20 protein-coding genes are annotated in these 24,232 nt (G+C 70.8%); 10 read left to right on the top strand and 10 right to left on the bottom strand.

The genetic code is table 11. From position 1 onward, the window contains the following. Positions 1–77: 77 nt before the first annotated feature. The 5 genes from RM572_RS20280 to dnaE all read right to left on the bottom strand — a co-directional run bounded on the left by RM572_RS20280 (position 78) and on the right by dnaE (position 7,832). The gene (locus RM572_RS20280) at positions 78–989 is read right to left on the bottom strand and encodes an LLM class flavin-dependent oxidoreductase (protein ID WP_311674792.1); all 912 of its coding nucleotides are present in this window, start codon (positions 987–989) and stop codon (positions 78–80) included. Continuing rightward, a complete protein-coding gene (locus RM572_RS20275) occupies positions 986–2,290 on the bottom strand; it encodes a TRAP transporter large permease (RefSeq protein ID WP_311674791.1) in 1,305 nt (434 codons plus the stop codon). Before RM572_RS20275 ends, RM572_RS20280 begins: the two co-directional genes overlap by 4 nt. 1 nt (position 2,291) lies before the next feature. Further along, positions 2,292–2,936: a TRAP transporter small permease gene (locus RM572_RS20270; protein WP_311674790.1), complete on the bottom strand. Its 645-nt coding sequence runs from the start codon at positions 2,934–2,936 to the stop codon at positions 2,292–2,294. 40 nt (positions 2,937–2,976) lie between these two features. After that, positions 2,977–4,026 carry a TRAP transporter substrate-binding protein DctP gene (gene dctP / locus RM572_RS20265; protein ID WP_311674789.1) on the bottom strand — a complete coding sequence of 350 codons (1,050 nt, stop codon included), beginning with the start codon at positions 4,024–4,026 and terminating at the stop codon, positions 2,977–2,979. A gap of 263 nt (positions 4,027–4,289) precedes the next feature. Continuing rightward, positions 4,290–7,832, bottom strand: a complete 3,543-nt coding sequence (gene dnaE / locus RM572_RS20260; RefSeq protein ID WP_311674788.1) for a DNA polymerase III subunit alpha — start codon at positions 7,830–7,832, stop codon at positions 4,290–4,292. A gap of 191 nt (positions 7,833–8,023) precedes the next feature. Here dnaE and RM572_RS20255 point away from each other — a divergent pair, with 191 nt between their 5' ends. After that, on the top strand, positions 8,024–9,358 hold the full coding sequence (locus RM572_RS20255) for a DUF2252 domain-containing protein (RefSeq protein ID WP_311674787.1): 1,335 nt from the start codon (positions 8,024–8,026) through the stop codon (positions 9,356–9,358). Between the two features lie 26 nt (positions 9,359–9,384). Here RM572_RS20255 and RM572_RS20250 read toward each other — a convergent pair whose 3' ends face one another. Then, positions 9,385–10,338, bottom strand: a complete 954-nt coding sequence (locus tag RM572_RS20250; protein ID WP_311674786.1) for a LysR substrate-binding domain-containing protein — start codon at positions 10,336–10,338, stop codon at positions 9,385–9,387. Positions 10,339–10,469: 131 nt separating this feature from the next. Between RM572_RS20250 and RM572_RS20245 the strand changes: the two genes are divergently transcribed. The 6 genes from RM572_RS20245 (at position 10,470) to RM572_RS20220 (ending at position 17,895) form a co-directional block, all read left to right on the top strand. Then, positions 10,470–11,702, top strand: coding sequence for a Xaa-Pro peptidase family protein (locus RM572_RS20245; protein WP_311674785.1), 1,233 nt, complete (start codon positions 10,470–10,472; stop codon positions 11,700–11,702). Between the two features lies 1 nt (position 11,703). Then, a complete protein-coding gene (gene rocD / locus RM572_RS20240) occupies positions 11,704–12,927 on the top strand; it encodes an ornithine--oxo-acid transaminase (RefSeq protein WP_311674784.1) in 1,224 nt (407 codons plus the stop codon). Then, positions 12,924–14,252, top strand: coding sequence for an MFS transporter (locus RM572_RS20235; protein WP_311674783.1), 1,329 nt, complete (start codon positions 12,924–12,926; stop codon positions 14,250–14,252). The genes rocD and RM572_RS20235 overlap by 4 nt, the downstream gene beginning before the upstream one ends. A gap of 181 nt (positions 14,253–14,433) precedes the next feature. After that, on the top strand, positions 14,434–15,126 hold the full coding sequence (locus tag RM572_RS20230; protein ID WP_311674781.1) for a hypothetical protein: 693 nt from the start codon (positions 14,434–14,436) through the stop codon (positions 15,124–15,126). Between the two features lie 46 nt (positions 15,127–15,172). Then, on the top strand, positions 15,173–16,111 hold the full coding sequence (locus RM572_RS20225; protein WP_311674780.1) for a thioredoxin domain-containing protein: 939 nt from the start codon (positions 15,173–15,175) through the stop codon (positions 16,109–16,111). A 104-nt stretch (positions 16,112–16,215) separates the two neighbouring features. Further along, positions 16,216–17,895 carry an alkaline phosphatase D family protein gene (locus tag RM572_RS20220; protein WP_311674779.1) on the top strand — a complete coding sequence of 560 codons (1,680 nt, stop codon included), beginning with the start codon at positions 16,216–16,218 and terminating at the stop codon, positions 17,893–17,895. 17 nt (positions 17,896–17,912) lie between these two features. Here the strand turns inward: RM572_RS20220 and RM572_RS20215 are convergent, their stop codons facing one another. Continuing rightward, the gene (locus RM572_RS20215; RefSeq protein ID WP_311674777.1) at positions 17,913–18,518 is read right to left on the bottom strand and encodes a dienelactone hydrolase family protein; all 606 of its coding nucleotides are present in this window, start codon (positions 18,516–18,518) and stop codon (positions 17,913–17,915) included. Between the two features lie 122 nt (positions 18,519–18,640). On the opposite strand from RM572_RS20215, the gene RM572_RS20210 reads away from it, so the two are divergent. Further along, entirely contained in the window at positions 18,641–19,774 is a 1,134-nt protein-coding gene (locus RM572_RS20210; protein WP_311674776.1) for a mechanosensitive ion channel family protein, read from the top strand. A gap of 46 nt (positions 19,775–19,820) precedes the next feature. After that, positions 19,821–19,970 carry a hypothetical protein gene (locus RM572_RS20205; RefSeq protein ID WP_311674775.1) on the top strand — a complete coding sequence of 50 codons (150 nt, stop codon included), beginning with the start codon at positions 19,821–19,823 and terminating at the stop codon, positions 19,968–19,970. A 48-nt stretch (positions 19,971–20,018) separates the two neighbouring features. On the opposite strand, the gene RM572_RS20200 is transcribed toward RM572_RS20205, so the two are convergent. Then, on the bottom strand, positions 20,019–20,960 hold the full coding sequence (locus RM572_RS20200) for an RluA family pseudouridine synthase (RefSeq protein WP_311674774.1): 942 nt from the start codon (positions 20,958–20,960) through the stop codon (positions 20,019–20,021). 138 nt (positions 20,961–21,098) lie between these two features. Between RM572_RS20200 and RM572_RS20195 the strand changes: the two genes are divergently transcribed. Next, entirely contained in the window at positions 21,099–22,310 is a 1,212-nt protein-coding gene (locus tag RM572_RS20195; protein ID WP_311674773.1) for a metallopeptidase domain-containing protein, read from the top strand. A 61-nt stretch (positions 22,311–22,371) separates the two neighbouring features. Here the strand turns inward: RM572_RS20195 and lspA are convergent, their stop codons facing one another. Next, on the bottom strand, positions 22,372–23,025 hold the full coding sequence (lspA, locus tag RM572_RS20190; protein WP_311674772.1) for a signal peptidase II: 654 nt from the start codon (positions 23,023–23,025) through the stop codon (positions 22,372–22,374). Between the two features lie 58 nt (positions 23,026–23,083). Next, complete coding sequence (locus RM572_RS20185; protein WP_311674771.1) at positions 23,084–24,136, bottom strand: TraR/DksA family transcriptional regulator; 1,053 nt, start codon at positions 24,134–24,136, stop codon at positions 23,084–23,086. Positions 24,137–24,232 lie beyond the last annotated feature (96 nt).

Here is a 24,232-nt window from a genome sequence, read left to right as displayed (position 1 = left end):
GAGGGGCCCACCCTAACAGCGTTTCATTGTACGAATCAAACGTTCCACCAGGCGGCACATCAGCCCGGATGGTCGCGTCATGCCCCCGCGGGCTCGACGGGCCCGGCGACGGCCGCGAGCATCTCGAGGCTCGCGGCGTGCTCGATGCCCGGCCAGTTGGTACGGATCACCAGGTCGGTCACGCCGGCCGCAGCGAGGTGGGCCATCCGGTCCCGGCACTCGCGGGCGGTACCGACCAGATACGGCTGCTCGGCCGCGCCCGCCTCGCCGTACCCCCACGCCCCGTACGCGGCGGTGCGCGCCTGCAGCGCGCGCTCGGCGGCCGCCGTCCCGATCACGTCGGTGACCAGCACATCGCGGCGCAGCGCCACGGAAGCGGCGCGCGGTTCCCCGGCGAGCAGCCCGGTGATCACCGACGGAGTCGCCTGCGGCCCGATGAACGGCGTCCAGCCACGCTCCGCGGCCCGGGTGAAGGACCGCCGGTTGCCCGCCGCGTACCAGATCGGCGGGTGCGGCCTGCTCACCGGCCGCATGGCGAGGCCGGTGCCCGCCTCCTCGACGACCGCGCCGCCCCACCAGGCCACCATGCCGTCCAGGGCGCGCAGCTGGGCACCGAGCCGGTCCTTCTTGCGGACGCCGAAGGCGGCGAACTCCGCGTCCCGGTACCCCTGGCCGGCGCCCACCACGAGCCGCCCGCCGGAGAGCGCGTCGATCGTGGCCAGCTCCTCGGCCAGTTGCAGCGGATGGAGCAGCGGCAGCAACAGGACGCCCGCGACCAGTCGCATGTCACCGGTCTCCGGGACCAGCCGGGACAGCAGCGGCAGCGGCTGGAGATAGCCCTGCGGAGCGGTGAAGAAGTGCTGGCCGGCCACCACCCCGGAGTAGCCCAGGTCCCGTGCGGTCCGCGCGGTGCGGACCGCGTCCCGGGCCAGCTCCGCCCCGCCGGACTCGGTGCCGCCGTGCAGAGCGACGGCGAGATGCATCGTCATGCCGCCCCCAGCAGCAGGTCGGGCAGCCACAGGGACAGCTCGGGGAAGGCCACCAGCCCGGTCAGCAACAGGAAGTCGGCGGCCAGGAAGGGCCCTATACCGCGGAACGCCTCGTGCACCGGCACCTTGGCCAGTCCGCTGACGACGTAGATGTTCAGTCCCAGTGGCGGGGTGAGCAACCCGATCTCCACGGTCTTCACGAAGATGATCGCGAACCAGTACGGGTCGAAGCCGAACGCCTCGATGAGCGGGAAGACGATCGGAATGGTGAGCACCTGGATCGCCAGCTGGTCCATGAAGGTGCCGAGGACGATGTAGACGGCCAGCAGGATGACGAGGATGGGGTACGGCCCCAGCGGCAGCGAGGACACCGCCTCGGTGAAGTCCTGCGGGATCTGGGTGGCGGACATGAAGCGGCCGAAGACAAAGGCACCCACGATGATCAGGAAGATCATGCCGGTGGTCCGGGCGGCCTCGCGTGCTGCGGCGAAGAGCTGGGGCATCTTGATCCGGCCGAGGATCAGGGCGAGTGTCCCGATGCCCAGCACCCCCACGGCCGCCGCTTCGGTGGGCGTGTAGAGACCGGCGTAGATGCCGACGATGACCAGACCGATGACCCCGAGGATCGGGGCGACCTCCCCGGTGGCGGCCGCCTGCTGACGCAGGCTGAACTTCGGGCCCTTGGGCAGGCCCTCAGGCCGCATCCGGGCCAGCACGGCGACGACCCCGATGAGGAGAACCGCGGTGAGGAGGCCGGGCACCACACCGGCCGCGAAGAGGCGGGCCACCGAGGTCTCGGTGAGCAGTGCGTACACGATGAGCGTGATGCTGGGCGGGATCATCACGGCGATGGTCGCGGAGGACGCGATGCACGCCAGGACGGTGCGCCGCTCGTAGCCGTACTTCTGCGACTCCTTGATGGCCACCTTGCCCAGCGCGGCGGCGTTGGCGGTGGAGGACCCGGACGCGGCGCCGAGCACCGCCCCCGCCCCGACGATGGCCATGCCGAGGCCGCCTCCGATGCGCCCCACCAGGGCGTAGGCCCAGGCGAAGAGTCTCTCCCACAAGCGCCCCTGGCTTCCCAGGGCGCCCATGAAGACGAAAAGCGGGATCGCCAGCAGGACGAAGTTGGCCGCCTCCCGGTACATGGAGGTGCCCAGGTACATCACCATCGCGTCGGGGCCGTACACGATCAGCAGGCCGCAGCTGCCCGAGATCAGCATGGCCAGGCCGGTCGGCGTGCCGATGGCGAGCAACAGCACCAGGCCCAGCAGCCCGGCCAGGATTCCGACGGTCACCATGTCAGCCGTCCTTCGGGGAGTCGGCGGTCAGGGGGGAGGAACCGGAGCGGCCGTCGGGCGCGGCGCCACCCCGCGGGTACGCGCCGGCGTCGCCCGTGCCGGCCGGGGCGCCGGACGACGTTCCGTCCGTCGCCTCCTCGTCCTCGTCCTCGCCTTCGCCCGCCAGCCAGGCACCCCCGGACCGGACGATGCGCAGCAGGAGCAGGAGGAGTCCGACGACGATGAGAAAGCGGAACGGAGCGATGTCGAAGGTGTAGAGCCCCACGGTCGACTCACCGGTGCGGAACGCGTTGACCGCGATGGCGAGCGCGGCCCAGACGGCGAGCGCCACGCCGGTCGCGCAGACCGCGACGACGCAACCGTCGACGCCCCGCGCGACGCGCTTCGGCAGCCTCCGGGTCACCACCGTGATGCGGATGGGAAGGGACGAGGAGAGCGCCAGGTAGGTGAGGGCCACCATCAGGCAGCTGCCGATGAGGTCGTTCGCCGCCGGAAGTGGCTGCCCGAAGAAGAGACGGGAGCCGACACCGGCGAGGACGATGAGGGTGATGAGGATCAATACCGCGCCGGCGAGGTTCGCCGCGATGTGGTGGATGCCGTCGAGCGCGGCGCGACCGCCGCGCCGAGGGCTTTCCCGACCTGCCATGGTTCCTCTTTCCGAGTCTGTTCCGGCTCAGCGGGCTGCGTCACTTACCGGTGTGTTTGGCGAGCAGCCGCTTCCACTGGGCGATGGCGCCTTCGACCGTCTTCCGGTCCGCTCCGTCGCCCACCAACTGGTCCACCCAGGAGTCCTCGACCTGGTCGAGGTGCTTCTCGAAGCCCGGGGTCCGGTCGGCGACGTGCACGTCGATCCCGTCTCGCCTCCACTGGTCGATCTCCGCCTCGACCTGGTCCCGCAGCGTGGTCGCCGAGGCCACCACGGACTGCTCGCCGGCCTTGCGGAGGACGCGCTGTTCCTCGTCGGACAGCTGATTCCACCGTTCGCTGCTGATCGCGTAGCAGACCGGGAACCCGCCGAGGTCGAGGCCGATGACGGCCGACTCGATGAGTTCGTAGAAGGAGTAGTCCCGCATGCTGGTGACCGACAGGCTCAGCCCTTCGACGACGCCCCGGTTGAAGGCGTCGTACGCCTCCGCCGCGTTGATGTCGGTCGACACGGCTCCGGTCGCCTCGATCGTGTGCGGGAGGATGCTCCCGGCCGCACGCACCTGTTTGCCCTCGATGCCTGACAGGCCGGAGACGGACCGGTCGGAGAACTGCATCTGGTAGTTGGTGGTGGTGAAGCAGAACAGCGGCCGCATGTTCCACTCGCGGAAGTCCGCCTGGATCTGCGGGTTGGTCTGCACGAACTCCCAGAAGGCCCGGGACGCTCCGACCACCTCCCGGTCCGTGAAGAGTCCGGGCAGCTGCGGTACGTACATCAGGGACATCTGGCTGTCCATGTACAGGATGTTTCCGGCGTCGGCCGCTCCGGCCCGGAGCGCCCAGTGGTTGTCCTCCGCCGCGACGAGCTGCTCGGAGGAGCGGTAGTCGAAGTCGATGCGGCCGTCGGACGCCTCGCGCACTTCTTTCATGAACGGCTGGATGCCGGCTTCGCTGATGGAGTGGGTCGGCGAGTAGAGGTCGGCGATCACGAGGGTTTCACCGTCCGGCGCGGCCTTCGTGGTGCCGCACGCGGCGGCCGCGAGACAGCAGGCGGCGACTGTCAGGGAGCGAAGCAGGCGGAACCGCTGCATGCTGGGGACCTTCTCTCAGGCGTTCGAGGCTGCTGACCTCACCGGCTGATTCATCTGATGAAACGCACGTACCACCCTGCGGTCCTGAATTGGTATCGCGCACCCCTGCGCCGGTCAAGGGAACGGACGCAGAGAAGCCCTTACGGCGACGGTGAGCACACGAACGTGCCCGTAGGGCGACCGGATGGTCGCCCTACGGGCACGTTCGCGCGAGGAGAGTGAGAGCCCATGCGCGCCGCACGGCCGGCGCGCCGGGAAAGACGTCAGCCTGTGAGGCAGGCGGGGCCCAGGAGTTGCTTGAGGTCGCCGAAGAGGGCGGGGTCGACGGTGACGCGGTGGCGGTCCAGGCGCAGGACCGTGGTCTTGCGGGCGCCCTGGAGGCGGACCCGGACCTCGGTGTGGCCGCGGTGGTGGGTCAGCACCTCGCCCAGTTTCTCGACCAGCGGAGGTGTGATCTTCACCGTGGGGATGGTGAGGGTCACCGGCGCGTTGGCGGAGGCCTCGCTCAGGTCGGGGATCATCAGCTCCATCGCCACCAGCCGGGGGACGTCCTCCCGTTTGTCGAGGCGGCCCTTGACGAAGACCACGGCGTCCTCGACGAGCTGGGTCGAGACGAGCTGGTACGTCGCGGGGAAGAACATGCAGTCGAGGGAGCCGGCCAGGTCCTCGACCGTCGCGATGGCCCACGCGTTGCCCTGCTTGGTCATCTTCCGCTGGAGACCGGAGATGATGCCGCCGATGGTGACGATCGAGCCGTCGGAGTAGTCGCCGCCGGTGAGCTGGGCGATGGCGGCGTCGGCCTTGTCGTTGAGGACGTGCTCCAGACCGAAGAGGGGGTGGTCGGAGACGTACAGGCCGAGCATCTCCCGCTCCTGGGCGAGCAGGTAGGTCTTGTCCCACTCGATGTCGGAGAACTCCACGTCCAGGCCGAAGGCGGGGGTGTCGTCGGCGGTGTCGTCGCCCATGCCGCCGAAGAGGTCGAACTGGCCCTCCGCCTCCTTCCGCTTCACCTGCACCACGTTGTCGATCATGGTTTCGAAGTGGGCCGTGAGGCCCTTCCGGGTGTGACCCATCTCGTCGAACGCCCCGGCCTTGATGAGCGATTCGACGGTGCGCTTGTTGCACACCACGGCCTCGACCTTGTCGAGGAAGTCGGGGAAGGAGGAGTACTTGCCCTTCGACTTCCGGCACCGCACGATCGAGTCGACGACGTTGTTGCCGACGTTCCGCACGGCCGTGAGGCCGAAGACGATGGTGTCGTCACCCTGCGGCGTGAAGTTGGCGTCGGACTCGTTGACGTCCGGCGGGAGCACCTTGATGCCCATCTTGCGGCACTCGTTGAGGTAGATCGCCGACTTGTCCTTGTCGTCGCGCACCGAGGTGAGCAGCGCCGCCATGTACTCGGCCGGGTAGTTGGCCTTGAGGTACGCCGTCCAGTAGGTGACCAGCCCGTACGCCGAGGAGTGGGCCTTGTTGAAGGCGTAGCCGGCGAAGGGGACCAGCACGTCCCACACGGCCTGGATCGCCTCATCGGAGTAGCCCTTGTCCCGGGCGCCCTTCTGGAAGTTGACGAACTCGGCGTCCAGGACCTCCTGCTTCTTCTTGCCCATGGCGCGGCGCAGCAGGTCGGCCTGTCCGAGGGAATAGCCGGCGAGGACCTGGGCGGCCTTCTGCACCTGCTCCTGGTAGACGATCAGGCCGTAGGTGATGCCGAGGACCTCCTTGAGAGGTTCCTCCAGCTCCGGGTGGATCGGGGTGATCTCCTGCTGGCCGTTCTTCCGCAGGGCGTAGTTGATGTGCGAGTTCATGCCCATGGGTCCGGGCCGGTAGAGGGCCGAGACGGCGGAGATGTCCTCGAAGTTGTCCGGCTTCATCAGCCGCAGCAGCGACCGCATCGGCCCGCCGTCGAACTGGAAGACGCCGAGCGTGTCGCCGCGGCAGAGCAGTTCGAAGGTCTTGGGGTCGTCCAGCGTCAGGTCGAGCAGGGTGAGTTCGACGCCCTTGTTCTTCTTGATGAGCTTGACGGCGTCGTCCATGATCGTCAGGTTCCGCAGGCCCAGGAAGTCCATCTTGAGCAGGCCGAGGGCCTCACAGCTGGGGTAGTCCCACTGGGTGACGACCGTCCCGTCGTTCTTCGGGGAGAACACCGGGACGTGGTCGATGAGGCGTTCGCTGGACATGATGACGCCCGCGGCGTGCACGCCCATCTGCCGGACCAGGCCCTCGATGCCCCGGGCGGCGTCGATGACCTTGGTGACGTCCGGCTCGTTCTCGTACATCCCGCGGACCTCGCCGGCCTCGCTGTAGCGCGGGTGGTCCTTGTCGGTGATGCCGGAGAGCGGGATGCCCTTGCCCAGCACGTCGGCCGGCATCGCCTTGGTGATGCGGTCGCCCATCGCGTACGGGTAGCCCAGCACACGGGAGGCGTCCTTGATGGCGGCCTTCGCCTTGATGGTGCCGTAGGTGCCGATCATGGACACCTTGTCGGCGCCGTACTTCTCGGTGACGTAGCGGATCACGTCGCCGCGCCTGCGCTCGTCGAAGTCGATGTCGACGTCGGGCATGGTGACGCGCTCGGGGTTGAGGAACCGCTCGAAGATCAGCCCGTGCTCGATCGGGTCGAGGTCGGTGATGCCCATGGCGTAGGACACGATCGAGCCGGCCGCGGAGCCGCGGCCGGGGCCGACGGCGATGCCGTTGTTCTTGGCCCACATGATGAAGTCGGCGACCACCAGGAAGTACCCGGGGAAGCCCATGTCGATGACGACCTTCATCTCGTAGTCCGCCTGGGCCTGGCGGTCCTCGGGAACGCCGGACGGGTAGCGGCGGGCCATGCCGCGGCGGACCTCCTCCTGGAACCAGGAGACCTCGTCGTACCCCTGCGGCACGTCGAACCGGGGCATCAGGTCGCGCTTGGCGAACATGCCGGTGGTGTCCACCCGGTCGGCGATGAGCCGCTGCGTGTTGAGGCAGCCCTGCTGCCAGGCGTCAGAGTTGTCGATCGCGTACATCTCGGCGGCGGACTTCAGGTAGTAGCCCGCCCCGTCGAAGCTGAACCGGTCCGGGTCGGAGAGGTTGGAGCCGGTCTGGATGCACAGCAGCGTGTCGTGCGCGCTGGCCTCCCGCTCGTAGGTGTAGTGCGAGTCGTTGGTGACCACGAAGGGCGCGTCGAGCTTGCGGGCGATCTCCTCCAGGCCGGCCCGCGCCCGCTTGTCGATGTCGATGCCGTGGTCCATCAGCTCGACGAAGAAGTTCTCCTTGCCGAAGATGTCCTGGTACTCGCCGGCCGCCTTCAGCGCCTCGTCCATCTGTCCGAGACGGATACGGGTGCTCACCTCGCCCGACGGGCAGCCGGTCGTGGCCATCAGGCCGTCCGCGTACTCGGCCAGCAGCTCGCGGTCCATCCGTGGTTTGCGGAAGAAACCCTCCAGACCGGCCCGGGACTGGGCGCGGAAGAGGTTGTAGAGGCCCGTGCTGTTCCGCGCCCACATGGTCATGTGGGTGTAGGCGCCGTTACCGGAGACGTCGTCCCGCTTCTGGTGCGGGGTGCCCCACTTCACCGGACGCAGGTTCCGCCGCGACTCCGGGGCCAGGTATGCCTCGATGCCCATCACGGGGGTGACGCCGGCGGCCTGCGCCTGGTGGAAGAAGTCGTACGAGCCGTGCAGGTTGCCGTGGTCGGTGATCGCGATGTGCGACATGTTCATCTCGTTGCACGCCGAGAACATGTCCTTCAGACGCGCGGCGCCGTCCAGGAGCGAGTACTGCGTGTGCACATGCAGATGGGTGAACGGCTGCTCTGACACGGGGCGGGCCACCTCCGGCGCGGTTCCTGGGCGGGTCTTCTGGGGCGATTGAGGAGTCTACGGGCCGCCACTGACAACGCCCGACGCGACGCGGAAGGCGCCCGGGTCTCCGGGACGGGAGCGGGCCGCCACGCCTACGCTCGCACGAGGACACCGCCGACACGGCGCGCGCAGCAGAAGGGGCGAGTGACATGACAAGCCAGCAGATCGGCCCGGACGACGAGGCACGCGGCGAGCGGATCCTCGAGGTCTTCGACGCGGCGTTCGGGGAGCTGCTCGCCGCGGACCCGGCGGCCTTCCAGGTCAAGTTCCGCAAGATGGCCGGATCCGCGTTCGCGTTCTACCGGGGCACCGCCTGCCTCTTCTACGCCGACCTCGACGGGGAGAAGGACAGCGGCCCGTTCCTGGACGAGCGGACGAGCCGGGTGTGGATCCACGGCGACCTGCACGCCGAGAACTTCGGCACCTACATGGACGCCAACGGCCGGCTGGTCTTCAACGTCAACGACTTCGACGAGGCCTTCGTCGGCCCCTTCACCTGGGACGTGAAGCGCTTCGCCGCCTCGGCGGCGCTGCTCGGCTACGCCAAGGCACTCAGCGACGAGCAGATCACGGAGCTGGTACGGACGTACGCCCGCGCGTACCGGGAGCGGACGCACGCCCTGGCCACCGGTGCCAAGGACGAGGACGTCCCCTCCCTCACCCTGGACACCGCCGAAGGACCGGTCCTGGCCGCGCTGCACGCGGCCCGCGCGAACACCCGCTTCGGCCTGCTGGACACCATGACCGAGATCCGCGACCACGAGCGCCGGTTCGCCCCCGGCGGCGGCGCGGTCGCGCTGGACTCGGCGACCCGCTCCCGGGTCCTGGAGGCATTCGACCGGTACCTGGACACCCTGCCGCCCGGCATGCACTTCCGGCCGGACGCCTACCGGGTCAAGGACGTGGTCGGGCGCCGGGGGGTCGGCATCGGCAGCGCCGGCCTCCCCTCGTTCAACGTGCTGCTGGAGGGCCACAGCGACGCGCTGGAGAACGACCTGGTGATCTACATGAAGCAGGCGCAGACCCCGGCCGTGTCCCGGCACATCACCGACCCGGAGATCCGCGGCTACTTCACGCACGAGGGCCACCGCACGGTGATCTCGCAGCGCGCCCTGCAGGCCAACTCCGACCCCTGGCTCGGCTGGACGGAACTCGACGGCACCGGCCAGCTGGTGGCCGAGGTCTCCCCGTACGCCGTCGACCTGGACTGGTCGGACCTGGACTCGCCCGAGGAGATCGCGCGCGTGGTCACCGATCTGGGCGCCTCCACCGCCGCGATGCACGCCGCGGCGGACGTCGACGAGTCCGGCCACTCCCTCGTCCCCTTCTCCACCGAGCGCGCCATCGACGCCGTGATCGGCTCGGACGGGGAGGGCTTCGCGCAGATGCTCGTGGACTTCGCCCACGACTACGGCGCGCGTACGCGCCGTGACCACGCGATCTTCGTCGACCTGTTCCGTAACGGACGGATTCCGGGCCTGTAGCCGGAGCCGCGAGGGATGCGCAGCCGCTACCCTCGCGGCTCGTCGGGGGGTGGAACACCGTCCGCTTCGCCCGCCCCGTCGCGTGTCGCGGCGTAGGTGCGCGCGGCTTCCGCGAGCACCGCGGTGACGCGTTCCAGGGCGGGTAGCGTGCGGCGGCCGTCCCAGATGAGGCTGAGGCGGAGCATGACGGGCGGCCCGGCGAGAGGCAGGTAGCGCACCTGGCCGAGCCGTAGCTGAGCGGCCGAGGCGGGGACGAGTGACACGCCGAGGCCCGCGGCGACCATGCCGATCATGGTGTGGATGTGCTCCGCGCGGTAGGTCACCTCGGGCGAGAAGCCCGCGTCGTCGCAAGCGCGCGCCAACGTGGCCCAGAAGCCGCTGCCGTGCTCCGGGGAGAAGAGGACGAACGGTTCCGCGGCCAGCTCCCGCAGCGCCACCGGTCGGCCGCGCCCTTCCAGCGGGTGGCCCTCGGGCAGCGCCGCCACCAGCGCCTCCTCGTGGATGTCCCGCACCGCGAGGTCTCCGAGGGGCAACGGTGGGCGGGTGAGGCCGAGGTCGATCACGTCCTCCTCGAGCGCCCGCAGCTGATCGTTGGACTCCATCTCACGGGCGGTGAAGTGCACGTCCGGGAGCCGGCTGCGGAGGCTCCGCAGAGCGTGGGGAAGGACCCCGTACAGGGCGGAGCCGACGAAGCCGATCCGTACGGTGCCCGCTGTGCCGCTTCGGATCAGCCCTGCGACCTCCTCGGCACGGTCGGCCTGGGCGAGGGCGCGCTGCGCCTCCTGCAGCAGCACCTCACCCGCCCGGGTGAGGTGCACGGAGCGCCGGGTGCGTTCGAAGAGCGGGAACCCCAGGTGGCGCTCGAGCCGCTGGATCTGCTGGCTGAGCGGCGGCTGCGACATGTGCAGACGGGCGGCGGCCCGGCCGAAATGCAGTTCCTCCGCCACGGTCACGAAGTACCGAAGCTGTCTGATCTCCATCGCTCTGATATCTCACACGTCTCACAGGGGAGCCAAGTACGTATTGGACATATCACAGATCCACCGCGCACGGTGGGAAGGTCTTCGGCGGCCCGCCCGTGACGGCCGCCACCCTCTCCCCCAGGACACCCATGCGCACTCAGATCATCGACGCGATCCGTCAACGGTTGCAGGCCCGTGGCCTGGACGCATACGTCGCCTACACGCCCTCGAACGTCTTCTACGTCACCGGCTTCCAGAGCTTCTTCCTCATGGAATGGTGGCGGATGCTGGGCACCGTCGTCGCCGTAGTCCCGGCAGACCCGGCGCAGCCGCCCGCCCTGGTGGTCAGCGACTTCGAGGCCGTGCAGGCCCGCGAAGTCAGCGGCTTCGACGACGTCCGCTCCTTCCGGGTGTGGGTCGAACTGCGCGACGCAGCCGACCTCGCCGGCTCCGCACCCGCCTCTGCCGCCCCGGAGACGCGGCCGGCGCAGTACGACACGGCGGAACAGGACGCGGTGCTGCGCTCCGTCCTCGCCGACCGCGGTCTGCTCGACGGGCGGATCGGCACCGACCTGCGCTACGTCCTCCACGACACCGTCCGTCGGGTCGCCGGCTTCGCACCCGCGCTGTCCTGGGCGGACATGACCGAGGACCTGTACGCGCTGCGCAGCGTGAAGTACGACTTCGAGATCGACAGGCTGCGCAGGGCCACGGAGCTGTCCGAGGCCGGCATGACCCACGCCGTCACCGACCTGCGCCCCGGACTCACCGCCCTGGACATGCGGCATCGCTACCAGCAGGGCGTTCTGGCCGCCGCCATGGCCGACACCCGCTACGCGGACTACACCGATCAGTGGGTACTGCCGGCGGTGGGCTCCTCGACGAAGATCGGAGTCGACTCCGAGAGCGGCGGCGGCCTGGCCGAGGGCGACCTGATCAAGTTCGACTGCGGCACCACCGTCGGCGGCTATCGCGGTGACGGAGGCCGCACCTTCGCGTACCGCACGATCCGCCCGGAGACACGCCGCCTCTACGACGTCCTGCTCGACGCCCACGAGAAAGCCCGCGCCGTCATCCGTCCCGGCACCCCGGTCCGGGAGGTCTTCCGCACCGCGGAGCAGCACATCCGGGCCGGCGGATACCCCTCCTTCACCCGCGGCCACTACGGTCACTCCGTCGGTATCGACACCTTCCACGAGGAGCCTCCCTACCTCGGCTCCGACGAGGGCCGTCCGCTGGAAGCCGGAATGGTGCTGGCCGTGGAGACTCCCGCCTACTCCTCCGACACCGGAGCGATCATGATCGAGGACCTCGTCCTGGTCACGAGGGACGGCCACGAGGTGCTGCACCGACTGCCCCACGAGCTGACGGTGGTGGGCTGACATGCTCACGAGCAACAGCGGCCACGTCGCCCTGGAACTGGAACGGGCGCACACCGCCCGCAATTACGCCCCGCTTCCGGTCGTCGTCGCGGAAGCCGGGGGCGCCTGGGTCACCGACACCGCGGGCTGCCGCTACTTCGACTGTCTGGCCGGCTATTCGGCCCTGAACTTCGGACACCGCCACCCTGCACTCGTCCGCGCGGCGACCGAGCAGCTCGCTCGGGTCACGCTCACCAGCAGGGCCTTTCACCACGACCAGCTCGGAGCCTTCTGCCACGAACTCGCCGAGCTGACGGGGACTGAAGCCGTCCTTCCCATGAACACCGGCGCGGAAGCGGTCGAGAGCGCGCTCAAGATCGCCCGCAAGTGGGGCTACGAGGTGAAGGGGGTGCCGGAGAACCAGGCCACGATCGTCGTCGCCGACGGCAACTTCCACGGCCGGACCACGAGCATCATCTCCTTCTCCGGCGACAAGGACGCCACCACCGGCTTCGGTCCCTACACGCCCGGTTTTCGTTCGGTGCCGTTCGGCGACGCCGCGGCCCTCGCCTCCGCCGTCGACGCCACCACCGTCGCCGTGCTGATAGAGCCGATACAAGGCGAAGCCGGGGTGATCGTCCCGCCGGACGGATACCTCACCGACGTCCGGGCCGTGTGCGACGCCGACAACGTGCTGTTCCTCGCCGACGAGATCCAGAGCGGTCTCGCCCGCACCGGTCGCACCTTCGCCTGCGACCACGAGGGCGTTCGTCCCGATCTGATGCTGCTCGGAAAGGCACTCGGCGGCGGCATCGTGCCCGTCTCCGCCGTCGTGGGGAGCTGGGCCGTGATGGGGGTGCTCCAGCCCGGGCAGCACGGCAGCACCTTCGGAGGCAATCCCCTCGCCGCAGCCGTCGCCCGCGCGGTGATCGCCCTGCTGCGCGACGGCGCACCGCAGCGACGCGCGCACGACCTCGGGGAGCACATGGCTCGCCGGCTCAGGCCCCTGGTCGGCAGGGGTGTGACGGCGGTCCGTACCCGCGGCCTGTGGGCCGGCGTGGACATCGACCCGGCCGTGGCGACCGGGCGCCAGGTCTGCGCGTCCCTTCTGCGCCGTGGTGTCCTCGCCAAGGAGACGCACGGCGCGACCATCCGCCTCGCCCCACCACTCGTCGCGGACCCGAACGACCTGAACTGGGCCATCGAGCAGCTGGCCGCCGTCCTGTGCGAAGGAGACGTCCGATGAAAGAGCCCACTACGGCGCTCACCCCCGGGAAGGGCCCCGCCTCCTACGGCCGTACCGGAGGGCTCCGGAAGGCCATCCTGGGCAGCTTCGTCGGCACCACCATCGAGTGGTACGACTTCTTCCTCTACGGGTCGGCCGCAGCGCTCATCTTCAACAAGGTCTTCTTCCCCGACTTCGACCCCCTGACCGGCACCCTGCTCGCGTTCGCGACGTATTCCGTCGCCTTCCTGGCCCGCCCGCTCGGCGGCGTCCTCTTCGGTCACATGGGCGACCGGTACGGCCGCAAGTCCACCCTCATGGCCACGCTGATGCTGATGGGGCTGTCCACCTTCCTGATGGGCGTGCTGCCCGGGTACGACACGCTGGGCGTCGCCGCACCCGTGCTGCTCGTGGTCCTCCGCTTCTGCCAGGGGCTCGGCCTCGGCGGCGAGTGGGGCGGCGCCGTGGCCATCGTCGCCGAACACGGTGAGGCCAGCGGAGGCGCCAGGCGTCGCGGCTTCTACGCCAGCTGGCCCCAGATCGGCGTGCCCATGGGCAACCTCCTCGCGGTGGGCGCCCTGGCACTCGTCGGCACCGTCCTGTCCGAGGAGCAGTTCGACTCCTGGGGCTGGCGCGTTCCGTTCCTGCTCAGCGCCGTGCTGATCCTGGTCGGTCTGTGGATCCGGAAGGCCGTGGAGGAGTCGCCGCTCTTCCGGGAGAGCATGCAACAGGCGCCCGAACGCCATCCCCTGCGGGACGTCTTCCGCGATCACCGCAGGCCGCTGCTGATCACGATCGGCATGCGGATCGCTTCGGACGTCTCCTACTACACCTTCGCCCTGTTCTCCATCACCTACGTGACCCAGCAACTCGGCGCGGACCGCTCCCTCGTGCTCAACGGCGTCATCATCGCCTCAGCCGTCCAGCTCCTGGCGATCCCGGCCTTCGCCGTGCTGTCCGACCGCGTCGGTCGCCGGCCCGTCTACCTTGCCGGAGCAGTCATCGTCGGCGTCTGGGGCTTCGCCTTCTTCCCCCTGCTGGACACCGAGTCAGCCGGTGCCGCCGCTCTGGCGATCACCGTCGGACTGATCGGGCAGGCAGCGATGTACGGCCCCATGGCCGCCTACATCGCCGAACTCTTCCCCACTCCCGTCCGCTACAGCGGCTCCTCCGTCGGGTACCAGCTCGCCGGCGTCGTCGGCGGCAGCGTCGCGCCGCTGATCGGGGTCGCCCTGCTCAGCCGGTTCGACAGCGGATACGCGGTCGCCGCGTACACCGCTCTCGCCTCCGCCGTCACCGTAGCCGCGGTCTGGTGGTCGAAGGAGACCAGCAAGACGGCTCTCTAGCCACCGCAGTTCCGGCGGGCCGGGCCCCTGCGCCCGGCCCGCCGGGTTGGCATGCGCCGCGTGCACACGCGCGTGAATCGGGCCGTCCGCCCGCCGTGGGCCTGCCCCTTACCTCACGATCCGCAATCGGGTCCTTCTCTTAGTGCCGCTTTACGCCCCGGCGTGGCACACTCGGGCCGCGATGGACATGGCGACCACAGGGACGACGACGGGCCTCCGCGCCACGCGCGCCGCGGTCTTCACCGCGTTGTGCGTCGCGCTGTCCAGCGGCGCCCACGTGCTGCTGTCCGGCTCCCCCGTACCGCCGGTGACCCTCGGCGTGATCGGCGTCGCGGTGTTCCTGGTCGCCTTCGCCCTCGCCGGCCGGGAACGCGGCTTCTGGCGCATCGCAGCGCTGCTGATCCCGCTGGAGCTGTTCGCCGACACCGTCTTCACCAACGGCCGGCACGCCTGTTACGGCCCCGGCGGCGGGCCGGTGACCGGCCCGCTGCGTTCGGTCGGGATCGACGTGCTGTGCGCGGGGGGCGAGGTCGGCACTCCGCTGGCCCAGGTGGCGGCCTCCGGCGGCACCGGCCTCGGCGGGACACTCCAGCAGGGCTCTCCCTGGCTGCTGCTCGCCGCGCACGTCGCCGTCGGCCTCGCCGCCGCCGGCTGGCTGCGCCGCGGCGAGGCCGCGGTGGCGCGGCTGCTGCGCGCGGCGGCGGCCACCGCGTTCCGGCCGCTGCTGCTGGCCGTCCGGGCCCGTCCGGTGCCGCCGGCCGCTCCCGCACGCCCGCGGCACACGGCCGCCGTACCCGCATCGCGTCCGCTCCCCCTGCTCCTCCACTCCGTGCTGCGGCGCGGACCGCCCGTCGCTCCGGCCCTCGCGGCCTGACCGGCGCACGTCCGCAACCACCCCCACCACGCACGGAGAACCCGACATGAGCAAGCGCAACAGCCAGGAAGCCAAGCGCGCCGCCCGCGAGCGGCTGCGCATCGAGCGCGAGAAGCAGGCCAAGAAGGAGAAGATGCGGCGCACGCTGGCGATCAGCGGCGGCATCGTGGCCGTGCTCGCGCTGGCCGGCGGCATCGGCTGGGCCGTCACCAACCTCACCGGTGGCGAGGGCCGCTGGGAGACGGCGGCCCAGGTCGCCAAGGAAGGCCCCGGCGCCTCCGCCGACGGCGTGACCTACAAGGCGCCCGAGAACACCTTGGGCGCAGGCGGCACCGACATCGTCATCGGCGACGAGTCCGCCGAGCACACCCTCGCCATCTACGAGGACATGCGCTGCCCGGTCTGCGCAGGCTTCGAGCAGAACGTCGGCGAGACGGTGAAGAAGGGCATGGAGGACGGGGACTACAAGGTCTCGTACACCTTCGGCACCTTCATCGACGACAACCCGACCTTCAGCGGCACCGGCTCGAAGAACTCCCTGAGCGCCCTGGGCGCGGCGCTGAACGAGAGCCCGGAGGCCTTCATGGCCTACAAGGAGGTCCTGTTCTCCAAGGACGGCCACCCGGAGGAGGCCGACGACAAGTTCGGCGACGACGCCTACCTGATCAAGCTGGCGAAGGACGTCGACGGACTGAAGGGCAACAAGGAGTTCGAGAAGGCCGTCGAGAACGGCACCTACGACGCCTGGGCCATGAAGATCTCGCAGCAGTTCCAGGACGAGAAGATCCAGGGCACCCCGACCCTGAAGCTGGACGGCAAGAAGCTGACCGTCGACGGCCAGAGCCCGCCCATGATGCCGCAGCAGTTCACCTCGCTGATCGAGGAGAAGCTCGGTGGCGGTGACGGTGGCGGTGACGGCGGCGGTGACGGCCACGACCACGGGGACGGTCACAGCCACGGCGACGGCCACGACCACAGCCACTGACGGCGGAGGAGCAGCGTCGCCGACCCTGACGTGACGGTGACGGGCAGGCCAACTTCTCAAGGCGGCCTGCCCGTTGGCCGTACCGGACGGTAACGTCTGCGGGCGTGACTGACGCAGAGAGCACCACTCCCCGCAGATCCGTTGCATCCCGCGCGCACGCACCCCGGCGGCGTACCGTCGTCGCCGCGGGTGCGGCCTCCGCCGCGCTGCTGCCCCTCGGGCTCGGCATATCCGGGCCGGCCCGGGCGGCCGAGGGTCCCGCCTTCCGGCACGGTGTCGCCTCCGGCGACCCGCTGCCCGACGGTGTACTGCTGTGGACCCGGCTGACCCCCTCCCCCGACGCGACACCGGGCTCCGGACGCGGCGCGGCCACCGAGGTGCGGTGGCAGGTCGCCGAGGACGACGCCTTCGCCTCCCTGGCGGCCGAAGGTTCGGCGACCACGTCCGCCGCCACCGACCACACCGTCAAGGCCGACGTACGCGGCCTCCGCCCGGACACCACCTACTGGTTCCGCTTCACCGCCGGGGGCGTCACCTCAGCCGCCGGCCGCACCCGCACCGCGCCCGCGGCCGACGTCACCGCGGGCAACCTCCGCTTCGCCACGGTCTCGTGCGCCAACTGGGAGAGCGGCTGGTTCGCTGCCTACCGGCACCTGGCCGCCCGCAACGACCTGAACGCCGTGGTCCACCTCGGCGACTACGTCTACGAGTACGGCACCGGCGAGTACCCGCTCGAAGAGGACAAGATCCGCGAGATCTTCCCCACCCACGAGGTGCAGAGCCTCTCCGACTACCGGGCCCGCCACGGGCACTACAAGACCGACGCCGACCTCCAGGCGATGCACGCCGCGCACCCGCTCATCGCCATCTGGGACGACCACGAGTTCGCCAATGACGCCTGGTCCGGAGGCGCGGAGAACCACACGCCCGGAGCGGAGGGCGACTGGGCGGCACGCGTACGGGCCGCCAAGCAGGCGTACTTCGAGTGGATGCCGGTGCGTCCGGCCACCGAGGGCACCACCTACCGGCGGCTGCGCTTCGGCCGGCTGGCCGACCTGCACCTGCTGGACCTGCGGTCGTTCCGGGACGCGCAGCCGTCCCTGGGCGACGGCGACGTCATCGACGACCCGGACCGCACGATGACCGGGCGGCGGCAGCTGGACTGGCTGAAGTCCGGGCTCAGCGCGTCCGAGGCGACCTGGCGGATGGTCGGCACCTCCGTGATGGTCTCCCCCATCGCCTTCGGGTCGGTGCCCGCCTACCTGCTGCGCCCGCTGGCGCAGCTGCTCGGCATCCCGGCGGGCGGGCTCGCGGTGAACGTCGACCAGTGGGACGGCTACACGGACGACCGCCGCGAGCTCCTCGCCCACCTCCGCGACAACGGCATCGACGGCACGGTGTTCCTCACCGGCGACATCCACATGCACCTCGCCAACGACGTGCCCGTGGAGGCCGCGACCTACCCGTGGGACGAGCCGGTGGCCGCCGAGTTCGTCGTGTCCTCGGTGACCTCGGACAACGTCGACGACATCGTGCACGCCCCGCCGCACACCGTCTCCACGGTCGCCGAGGTGGCGGTCAAGGCCGCCAACCGGCACGTGCGGTGGGTGGACATGGACTCGCACGGGTACGGCGTGCTCGACCTGACCGCCGAGCGGGCGCAGATGGACTACTACGCGATCGGCGACAAGACGGACGCCGGCACCGGGACGCAGCACCTGCGCTCGTACCGCAAGCCGGCGGGCGGCGGACGCCTGGAGCGTACGGACGACCCGGTGGCCTGACACCGCCGGCAGCGGGATCAGGCCGGGGAGACGTCCGCCAGGAAACCCAGGGCGGTGCGCCACGTCGCCTCGGCCGCCTCCGCGTCGTGGTCGGGCAGCTCGGGATCGGTGTAGAGGTGCCCGGCGCCGCGGTGGCGGAACACCTCGACGTCGGCCCCGGCCCGCCGCATCCGCAGGTACCAGGCGTTCAGCCAGTCGTGCGTCTCGAAGGGGTCGGGGTCGGCGACGTGCAGCTGCACGGGCAGGTCGTCGACCGCCGCGTCGTCGGTGAGGTCGGAGGTGCCGTGCAGGAGGAGCAGGCCGCGGGCTTTCGCGTCGGCGAGCGCGAGGTTCTGGGCGAGGGCCGCGCCGAGCGAGAACCCGGCATAGACGAGACCGTCCTCGGAGTGCGGCGCGGCGGCGGCCACGGCCCGCTTCAGCAGTTCCTCGTGGCCGATCGCTTCCTCGATGTCGCGCCCGTCCTCGACGCTTCCGGCGACCCGGCCGTCGTACAGGTCCGGGACGTGCACCGTGTGACCGGCCTCACGCAGCCGGTCCGCGGCGGCATGAACGGCGGGCCGCAGCCCGTAGACGGAGTGGAACAGCAGGACGGTTGCCACGATCGTGTCTCTTCCCACAGGCATGCGACTTCGTACATTCTCATCCTGCCAGCTAGCGTTTCGTCCGTCGGGACGACGGTCGGCCCGCCCTGCGGGCGCCCGGCCCGAACCGTCCGAGTCCGCCGAGGAGAGGAGCTGCGTCCTTCATGGAGGCCCTGCTGCGTCCGCTCATCGTGATCGGCTGCACGGTCGCGCTGACCCTGCTGGTCGGCTGGGTCGTCGACCGCCTGCTGCACGCCGCGGACCGCAGACATCCCGAGACGCCGCTGTGGGGGCTGCTGCGCGGCTGCCGCATCCCGCTCCAGGTGGTGCTGGTCACCGGCGTCTTCCAGGCCACCTACAGCTGGTCGGGCATCGACACCGACCATGACAAGGTCGTCCTCAAGTGCCTGGCGCTGGTGACCGTGGCCGGCACCGTGTGGCTCGCGGTGCGCATCGCCTCCGCGATCGCCGAGACCTCGCTGACCCGGTTCGCCGCCAACACGCGGGACCCTCGGCGCATCCGCCGCTTCCGCACCCAGCTCACGATGATCCAGCGGGTGGCGACGTTCCTGATCGCGGTCGTCGCGGGGTCCGTCGCGATCCTGGCGCTCTTCCCCGGCATGCGGACGCTCGGCGCGTCGCTGCTCGCCTCGGCGGGCGTCATCGGCATCGTCGCCGGTGTCGCCGCACAGTCGATGCTGGGCAACCTCTTCGCCGGGCTCCAGGTCGCTTTCGGCTCGTCGGTGAAGATCGGCGACACCGTGGTCGTCGAGGGCGAGTGGGGCGTCGTGGAGGAGATCAGCCTGGCCTTCCTGACCGTACGCATCTGGGACGACCGCCGGCTGACCATGCCGGTCTCGTACTTCAACAGCAAGCCGTACGAGAACTGGTCGCGCGGCGGCACGGAACTGACCTGCACGGTCTACCTGCACCTCGATCACGCGACACCGGTCAAGGCCCTCCGGGAGTACCTGCGGGAACTGCTGGAGACCCGCGACGACTGGGACCGGCGTACGTGGAGCCTCGTCGTCACGGACTCCACGCCCACGACGATCCAGGTGCGGGCCGCGATGTCGGCGAGGGACACCGACGACTGGTGGACGCTGCAGTGCGGGGTGCGGGAGGAGCTGCTGGAGTGGGTGCGGCGCGAGCACCCGTACGCCCTGCCGCGGATCGCGACCGCCCCGGCCCTGGGAGCCGGGCACCGGGGCCCAGCCGGGACCGGGGCCCGCCACACCGTACCGGCGCAGGGGGCACGCGGCGGATCCCCGGACGGCGACGGCTCCCCCGAGGGCTGAACCCCGGCCCGGCGGCCCGGCGGGCGCGCGTAGCGCGCCCGCCGCGGTGGTCGCGGAAGCTGCGGACGTCGAGCTGGTGGAGGACGCGGTCGACGACCTCCGGGCCGGCTCCGGGCTCATCGAGGCCCTGCACCAGCAGGGTGGCCGGCACGACGGCGAGGGGACGCTGAGCCGTTCGGCCACACCGGCACCATGACGACCGCCCCGAGCAGCAGGGCGAAGATCAGGGCGAGTTGGTCCACCCCTACGAGCTCTCCGCCCTCACGGTCTCCAGCGCCTGCGCGAGATCGTCCGGGTAGTCGCTCTCGAACTCCACCCAGCGGCCGTCCGCCGGGTGCGTGAAGCCGAGCCGCACCGCGTGCAGCCACTGGCGGCCCAGCCGCAGCCGCTTGGCGAGGGTGGGGTCGGCGCCGTAGGTGAGGTCGCCGACGCAGGGGTGGCGGTGGGCGGACATGTGCACGCGGATCTGGTGGGTGCGGCCGGTCTCCAGCTTGATGTCGAGGAGGCTGGCGGCGCGGAACGCCTCGATCAGGTCGTAGTGCGTGACCGACGGCTTGCCCTCGGCGGTCACGGCCCACTTGTAGTCGTGCTGCGGGTGGCGGCCGATCGGCGCGTCGATGGTGCCGCTGAGCGGGTCGGGGTGGCCCTGGACGAGCGCGTGGTAGCGCTTGTCGACGGTGCGTTCCCGGAACTGCTGCTTGAGCAGGGTGTACGCCCGCTCCGACTTGGCGACGGCCATGAGCCCGGACGTGCCGACGTCCAGCCGGTGCACGACGCCCTGGCGCTCGGCCGCGCCGGAGGTGGTGATGGTGTAGCCGGCCGCGGCGAGACCGCCGATGACGGTGGGCCCGGTCCAGCCGGGGCTGGGGTGGGCGGCCACGCCGACCGGCTTGGCGACGACGACGACGTGCTCGTCGTCGTGCACGATGTCCATGCCCTCCACGGGCTCCGCGACCACCTGCACCGGAGCGGCAGGAGCGGGCATCTCGACCTCGATCCAGGCCCCGCCGCTGACGCGGTCGGACTTGCCGGCCGCCGAACCGTCCAGCCGCACCTTGCCTCCGGCCGCGAGCTCGGCCGCCTTGGTGCGGGAGAAGCCGAACATGCGGGCCAGCGCGGCGTCGACGCGCTCGCCCTCCAGGCCGTTCGGTACGGGCAGGGTGCGGATCTCGGGAAGCGTACTCACCTGCTCGAGTATGCCGGACCGCCCGTCCGCGGCCTGCGGCCGGACCTCACCCGGGCGGCCCCCCTCCGCATGCGCCGACGCCACCTCTTCGTGACCGTGTGACTACGTCGGGACACCTCTCCCGGAGGGAGCCTCTCCATGTCCGCAGCGGCCGGCCACAGACGGATACCCGGCAGCAGATCCATCGCGGTGGCCACCGCAACCGCCCTGACCGCGGTGGTCATGGCACTGGACCCGCAGCACGGTTCCGCGGCTCCGGCCATCTCCGGGGACTGCGCGATCGCCGGGTCGGCCGGCTTCAGCGAGGGGCCGATGACGGAGGACTTCATCCATCCCACCGGGCACAAGAAGGCGATCTTGATCATGGTCGACTTCGAGGACATCCCGGCGGCCGGCTCCGCTCGGGAGCGGGCCGCGTTCTTCGCCGACTACGGCGACCGGTACCTGGACCTCGCCTCGTACGGCAGGTACCGGCTGGAACTGGAACCGACCCGCGGCTGGGTGCGGATGCCGAAACCCTGGTCGGCGTACGGCGTCGAGCGCGGCATCGGCTCCGAGGTGATGCGCGCCTACGTGCAGGACGCCGTCGACGCCGCCGTCGCACGCGGCACCGACTTCGCCGGTGCCGACTTCGTGTACGTCGTCGCCGACGACAACGTGCCGGCCCGCCCGACGGTCTCCCAGGCCAACACCTTCGACGGGCTGCGCGCGGGCGGACACACCCTCCGTGCGGCCGCGCTGGTCTTCGGACGCAGCAACGACTCGGCCCTGTGGCAGCGCGGCAACTTCGTGCACGAGGCCAACCACCTCTACGGCCTGCCCGACCTGTACAACGTCGAGCGCGGCGCCTCGGTGGAGTACGCGGGCGGCTGGGACACGATGAGCATGGCCGGCATCTCCGACCTGCTGGGCTGGCACAAGTGGAAGTTCGGGTGGATCACGGACGACCAGGTCGCCTGCGTCACCGACCGCTCGGCCACGCACACGCTGAAGCCCGTCGGCTCGCCGGACGGGGCGACGATGGCGGTGGTGAAGACCGGCGAGCACTCGGCGATCGTGGCCGAAGCCCGCACACGGGTCGGCCTGGACCGCGGCATCTGCGCGGAGGGCGTGCTGCTCTACACCGTCGACTCCCGGGTGCCCACCGGGCAGGGCCCGGTGCGGGTGGTGGACGGCCGCCCGGCCAGCCGCGGCGGGCCCGCGTGCACCGGCCGTTCGCCGGAGGAACTCGCCGAGCTGGGTGACGCGCCGCTGCGGCCCGGGGAGCGCCACACGTTCGCGAGCGGCGTCACCGTCGCGGTCACCGGGCACCACGGCGGCCGGTACCAGGTGCGGGTCACCAGGCCCTGACGGAACGCTGCGGGCCGTCCGCCGGGCGGTCGGTCCTCGCGGGCGCGGTCCTCGCGGGCGGTCAGTCCTTGTGGACGGTGCCGTCCGGGTCGAGGCCGCGGAAGGAGAGCAGCACGATCAGGATGCCGCCGCAGACGATGGCGGAGTCGGCGAGGTTGAACACGGCGAAGTGCCGGGGGGCGATGAAGTCGACCACCGCGCCCTGGAAGACGCCCGGCGAGCGGAACAGCCGGTCGGTGAGGTTGCCGAAGGCGCCGCCGAGCAGCAGGCCGAGCGCCACGGCCCACGGCGTGCTGTAGAGCCTCCGGGCCAGACGGGCGATCACCACGATCACGACGACGGCGATGGCGGTCAGGACGATGGTGAGCGCCTCGCCGATGCCGAAGGCGGCACCGCGGTTGCGCACCACCTCGAACTGCAGCCACTCGCCGATCAGCTCGATCGGCGCGCGGTGCTCCAGGTACGCGACCACGATCAGCTTGGTGACCAGGTCGAGGACGTAGGCCACGGCGGCCACGCCGAGCAGCATCGGAATGCGGCGCGGCCCCCTGGGGCCGGTCTGCGCCGTGTCCTCGGCCGACTCGGCGGGTCCGGCGTCGTTCGACGCGCCGTCCGCGTGCCCGGCGCCCTCCGGCCCGTCGGCCGTGGGCTCGGACCGGTCTCTCGCGGCCTCGTCCTCGTCCGGGGTCTCGATCGCCCGCTCCACCTCGTTCACGTGACGAGGGTACGACACAGCGGTACGCACCCCGTCACCCGTGCGCCCGACCGCCGCTTCAGCGTCGCTCCTGCTTCTGCTTGCACTCCACGCAGAGGGTCGCGCGCGGGAACGCCTGCATCCGCGCCTTGCCGATCGGCTTGCCGCAGTTCTCGCACAGGCCGTACGTACCGGCCTCGATGCGCTCCAGGGCGCGGTCCGTCTGGTAGAGGCTCTCCCGGGCGTTCGCGGCCAGGGACATCTCGTGCTCGCGCGTGATGTTCCGGGTCCCGGTGTCGGCGTCGTCATCACCGGCCGTGTCGCCCGCGTCCCGCAGCAGTCCGCTCAGTGCCTCCTCGGAGGCCTGGATCTCGTCCCGCAGCCGCCCCGCCTCGTCCTCGAGGTTGGTGCGGGCCTCCTCGACCTCTGCCGGAGTCCAGGGGTCCTCCCCGGGGCGCACGGGCAGCTCACCGGGTGTGAGGGGCGCGGCCTGGGCCGAACGGGCGGTGGGAACCGCCGCGGCCTTCGCCGGAGTCTTCTTCGCAGCCACCTTCTGGGCTCCTGTCTTCTTGGCGGGGATCTTCCGGGCGGTCTTCTTGCCGGCAGGAGCGGGCTGGGCCGGGGCTTTCCGGGCGGACGTCTTCCTGGACGCGGTCTTCGTCCTCTCGGCGGTCGCCTTCTTCGTGGTGGTCTTCTTGGCGGCGGTCTTCTTGGCGGCGGTCTTCGGAGCAGCCTTCTTCGCCGCCGTGGTCTTCTTCGCCGCGGCCTTCGTCGCCGTCGTCTTTCCGGGGGAGGTCGTCTTCTTCGCCGCGGCCTTCCTGGCCGCCGTGGTGGGGGCGGTCTTCTTCGCGGCCGCCTTCTTCGGAGCAGCCTTCTTCGCGGCGGTCTTCTTCCCCGCGCTCTTCGCCGCCCCCGCCGCCTTCTCCCCCGCCGCCTTCTTCGGCGCGGCCTTCCGGGGGGCCGCCGTCTTCCGCGCCGGGGTCGCGCCGGAGACGGCCTCGTCGGTCGCGGTGCGCCGGGACGCCGTCTTCCGCGCCGCCGTCTTCCCGGGCGCAGCCGACTTCGCGGACGCGCGCTTCGCCGCCGGCTTCCTGCCGGAAGACTTCTTCGCGGCGGTCTTCCTCGCCACCATGGCCGCGACCCCTTCACATACTGTGATCTTGCTCGCGAATCGTGACCGGAACGATAAATCGACTTCGGGTGGGCGGCAACGGGACGCGCCGCTTCC

Source organism: Streptomyces hazeniae, from assembly GCF_031845485.1.
Taxonomy (GTDB): domain Bacteria; phylum Actinomycetota; class Actinomycetes; order Streptomycetales; family Streptomycetaceae; genus Streptomyces; species Streptomyces hazeniae.
This window is presented reverse-complemented; position numbering and strand designations above follow the sequence as displayed.

Coding starts and splice junctions, on each gene's coding strand:
- RM572_RS20280 (WP_311674792.1), bottom strand. CDS start 989: ATGACGATGCATCTCGCCGTCGCTCTGCACGGCGGCACCGAGTCCGGC.
- RM572_RS20275 (WP_311674791.1), bottom strand. CDS start 2,290: ATGGTGACCGTCGGAATCCTGGCCGGGCTGCTGGGCCTGGTGCTGTTG.
- RM572_RS20270 (WP_311674790.1), bottom strand. CDS start 2,936: ATGGCAGGTCGGGAAAGCCCTCGGCGCGGCGGTCGCGCCGCGCTCGAC.
- dctP (WP_311674789.1), bottom strand. CDS start 4,026: ATGCAGCGGTTCCGCCTGCTTCGCTCCCTGACAGTCGCCGCCTGCTGT.
- RM572_RS20255 (WP_311674787.1), top strand. CDS start 8,024: ATGACAAGCCAGCAGATCGGCCCGGACGACGAGGCACGCGGCGAGCGG.
- RM572_RS20250 (WP_311674786.1), bottom strand. CDS start 10,338: ATGGAGATCAGACAGCTTCGGTACTTCGTGACCGTGGCGGAGGAACTG.
- RM572_RS20245 (WP_311674785.1), top strand. CDS start 10,470: ATGCGCACTCAGATCATCGACGCGATCCGTCAACGGTTGCAGGCCCGT.
- rocD (WP_311674784.1), top strand. CDS start 11,704: ATGCTCACGAGCAACAGCGGCCACGTCGCCCTGGAACTGGAACGGGCG.
- RM572_RS20235 (WP_311674783.1), top strand. CDS start 12,924: ATGAAAGAGCCCACTACGGCGCTCACCCCCGGGAAGGGCCCCGCCTCC.
- RM572_RS20230 (WP_311674781.1), top strand. CDS start 14,434: ATGGACATGGCGACCACAGGGACGACGACGGGCCTCCGCGCCACGCGC.
- RM572_RS20225 (WP_311674780.1), top strand. CDS start 15,173: ATGAGCAAGCGCAACAGCCAGGAAGCCAAGCGCGCCGCCCGCGAGCGG.
- RM572_RS20215 (WP_311674777.1), bottom strand. CDS start 18,518: ATGCCTGTGGGAAGAGACACGATCGTGGCAACCGTCCTGCTGTTCCAC.
- RM572_RS20210 (WP_311674776.1), top strand. CDS start 18,641: ATGGAGGCCCTGCTGCGTCCGCTCATCGTGATCGGCTGCACGGTCGCG.
- RM572_RS20195 (WP_311674773.1), top strand. CDS start 21,099: ATGTCCGCAGCGGCCGGCCACAGACGGATACCCGGCAGCAGATCCATC.
- RM572_RS20185 (WP_311674771.1), bottom strand. CDS start 24,136: ATGGTGGCGAGGAAGACCGCCGCGAAGAAGTCTTCCGGCAGGAAGCCG.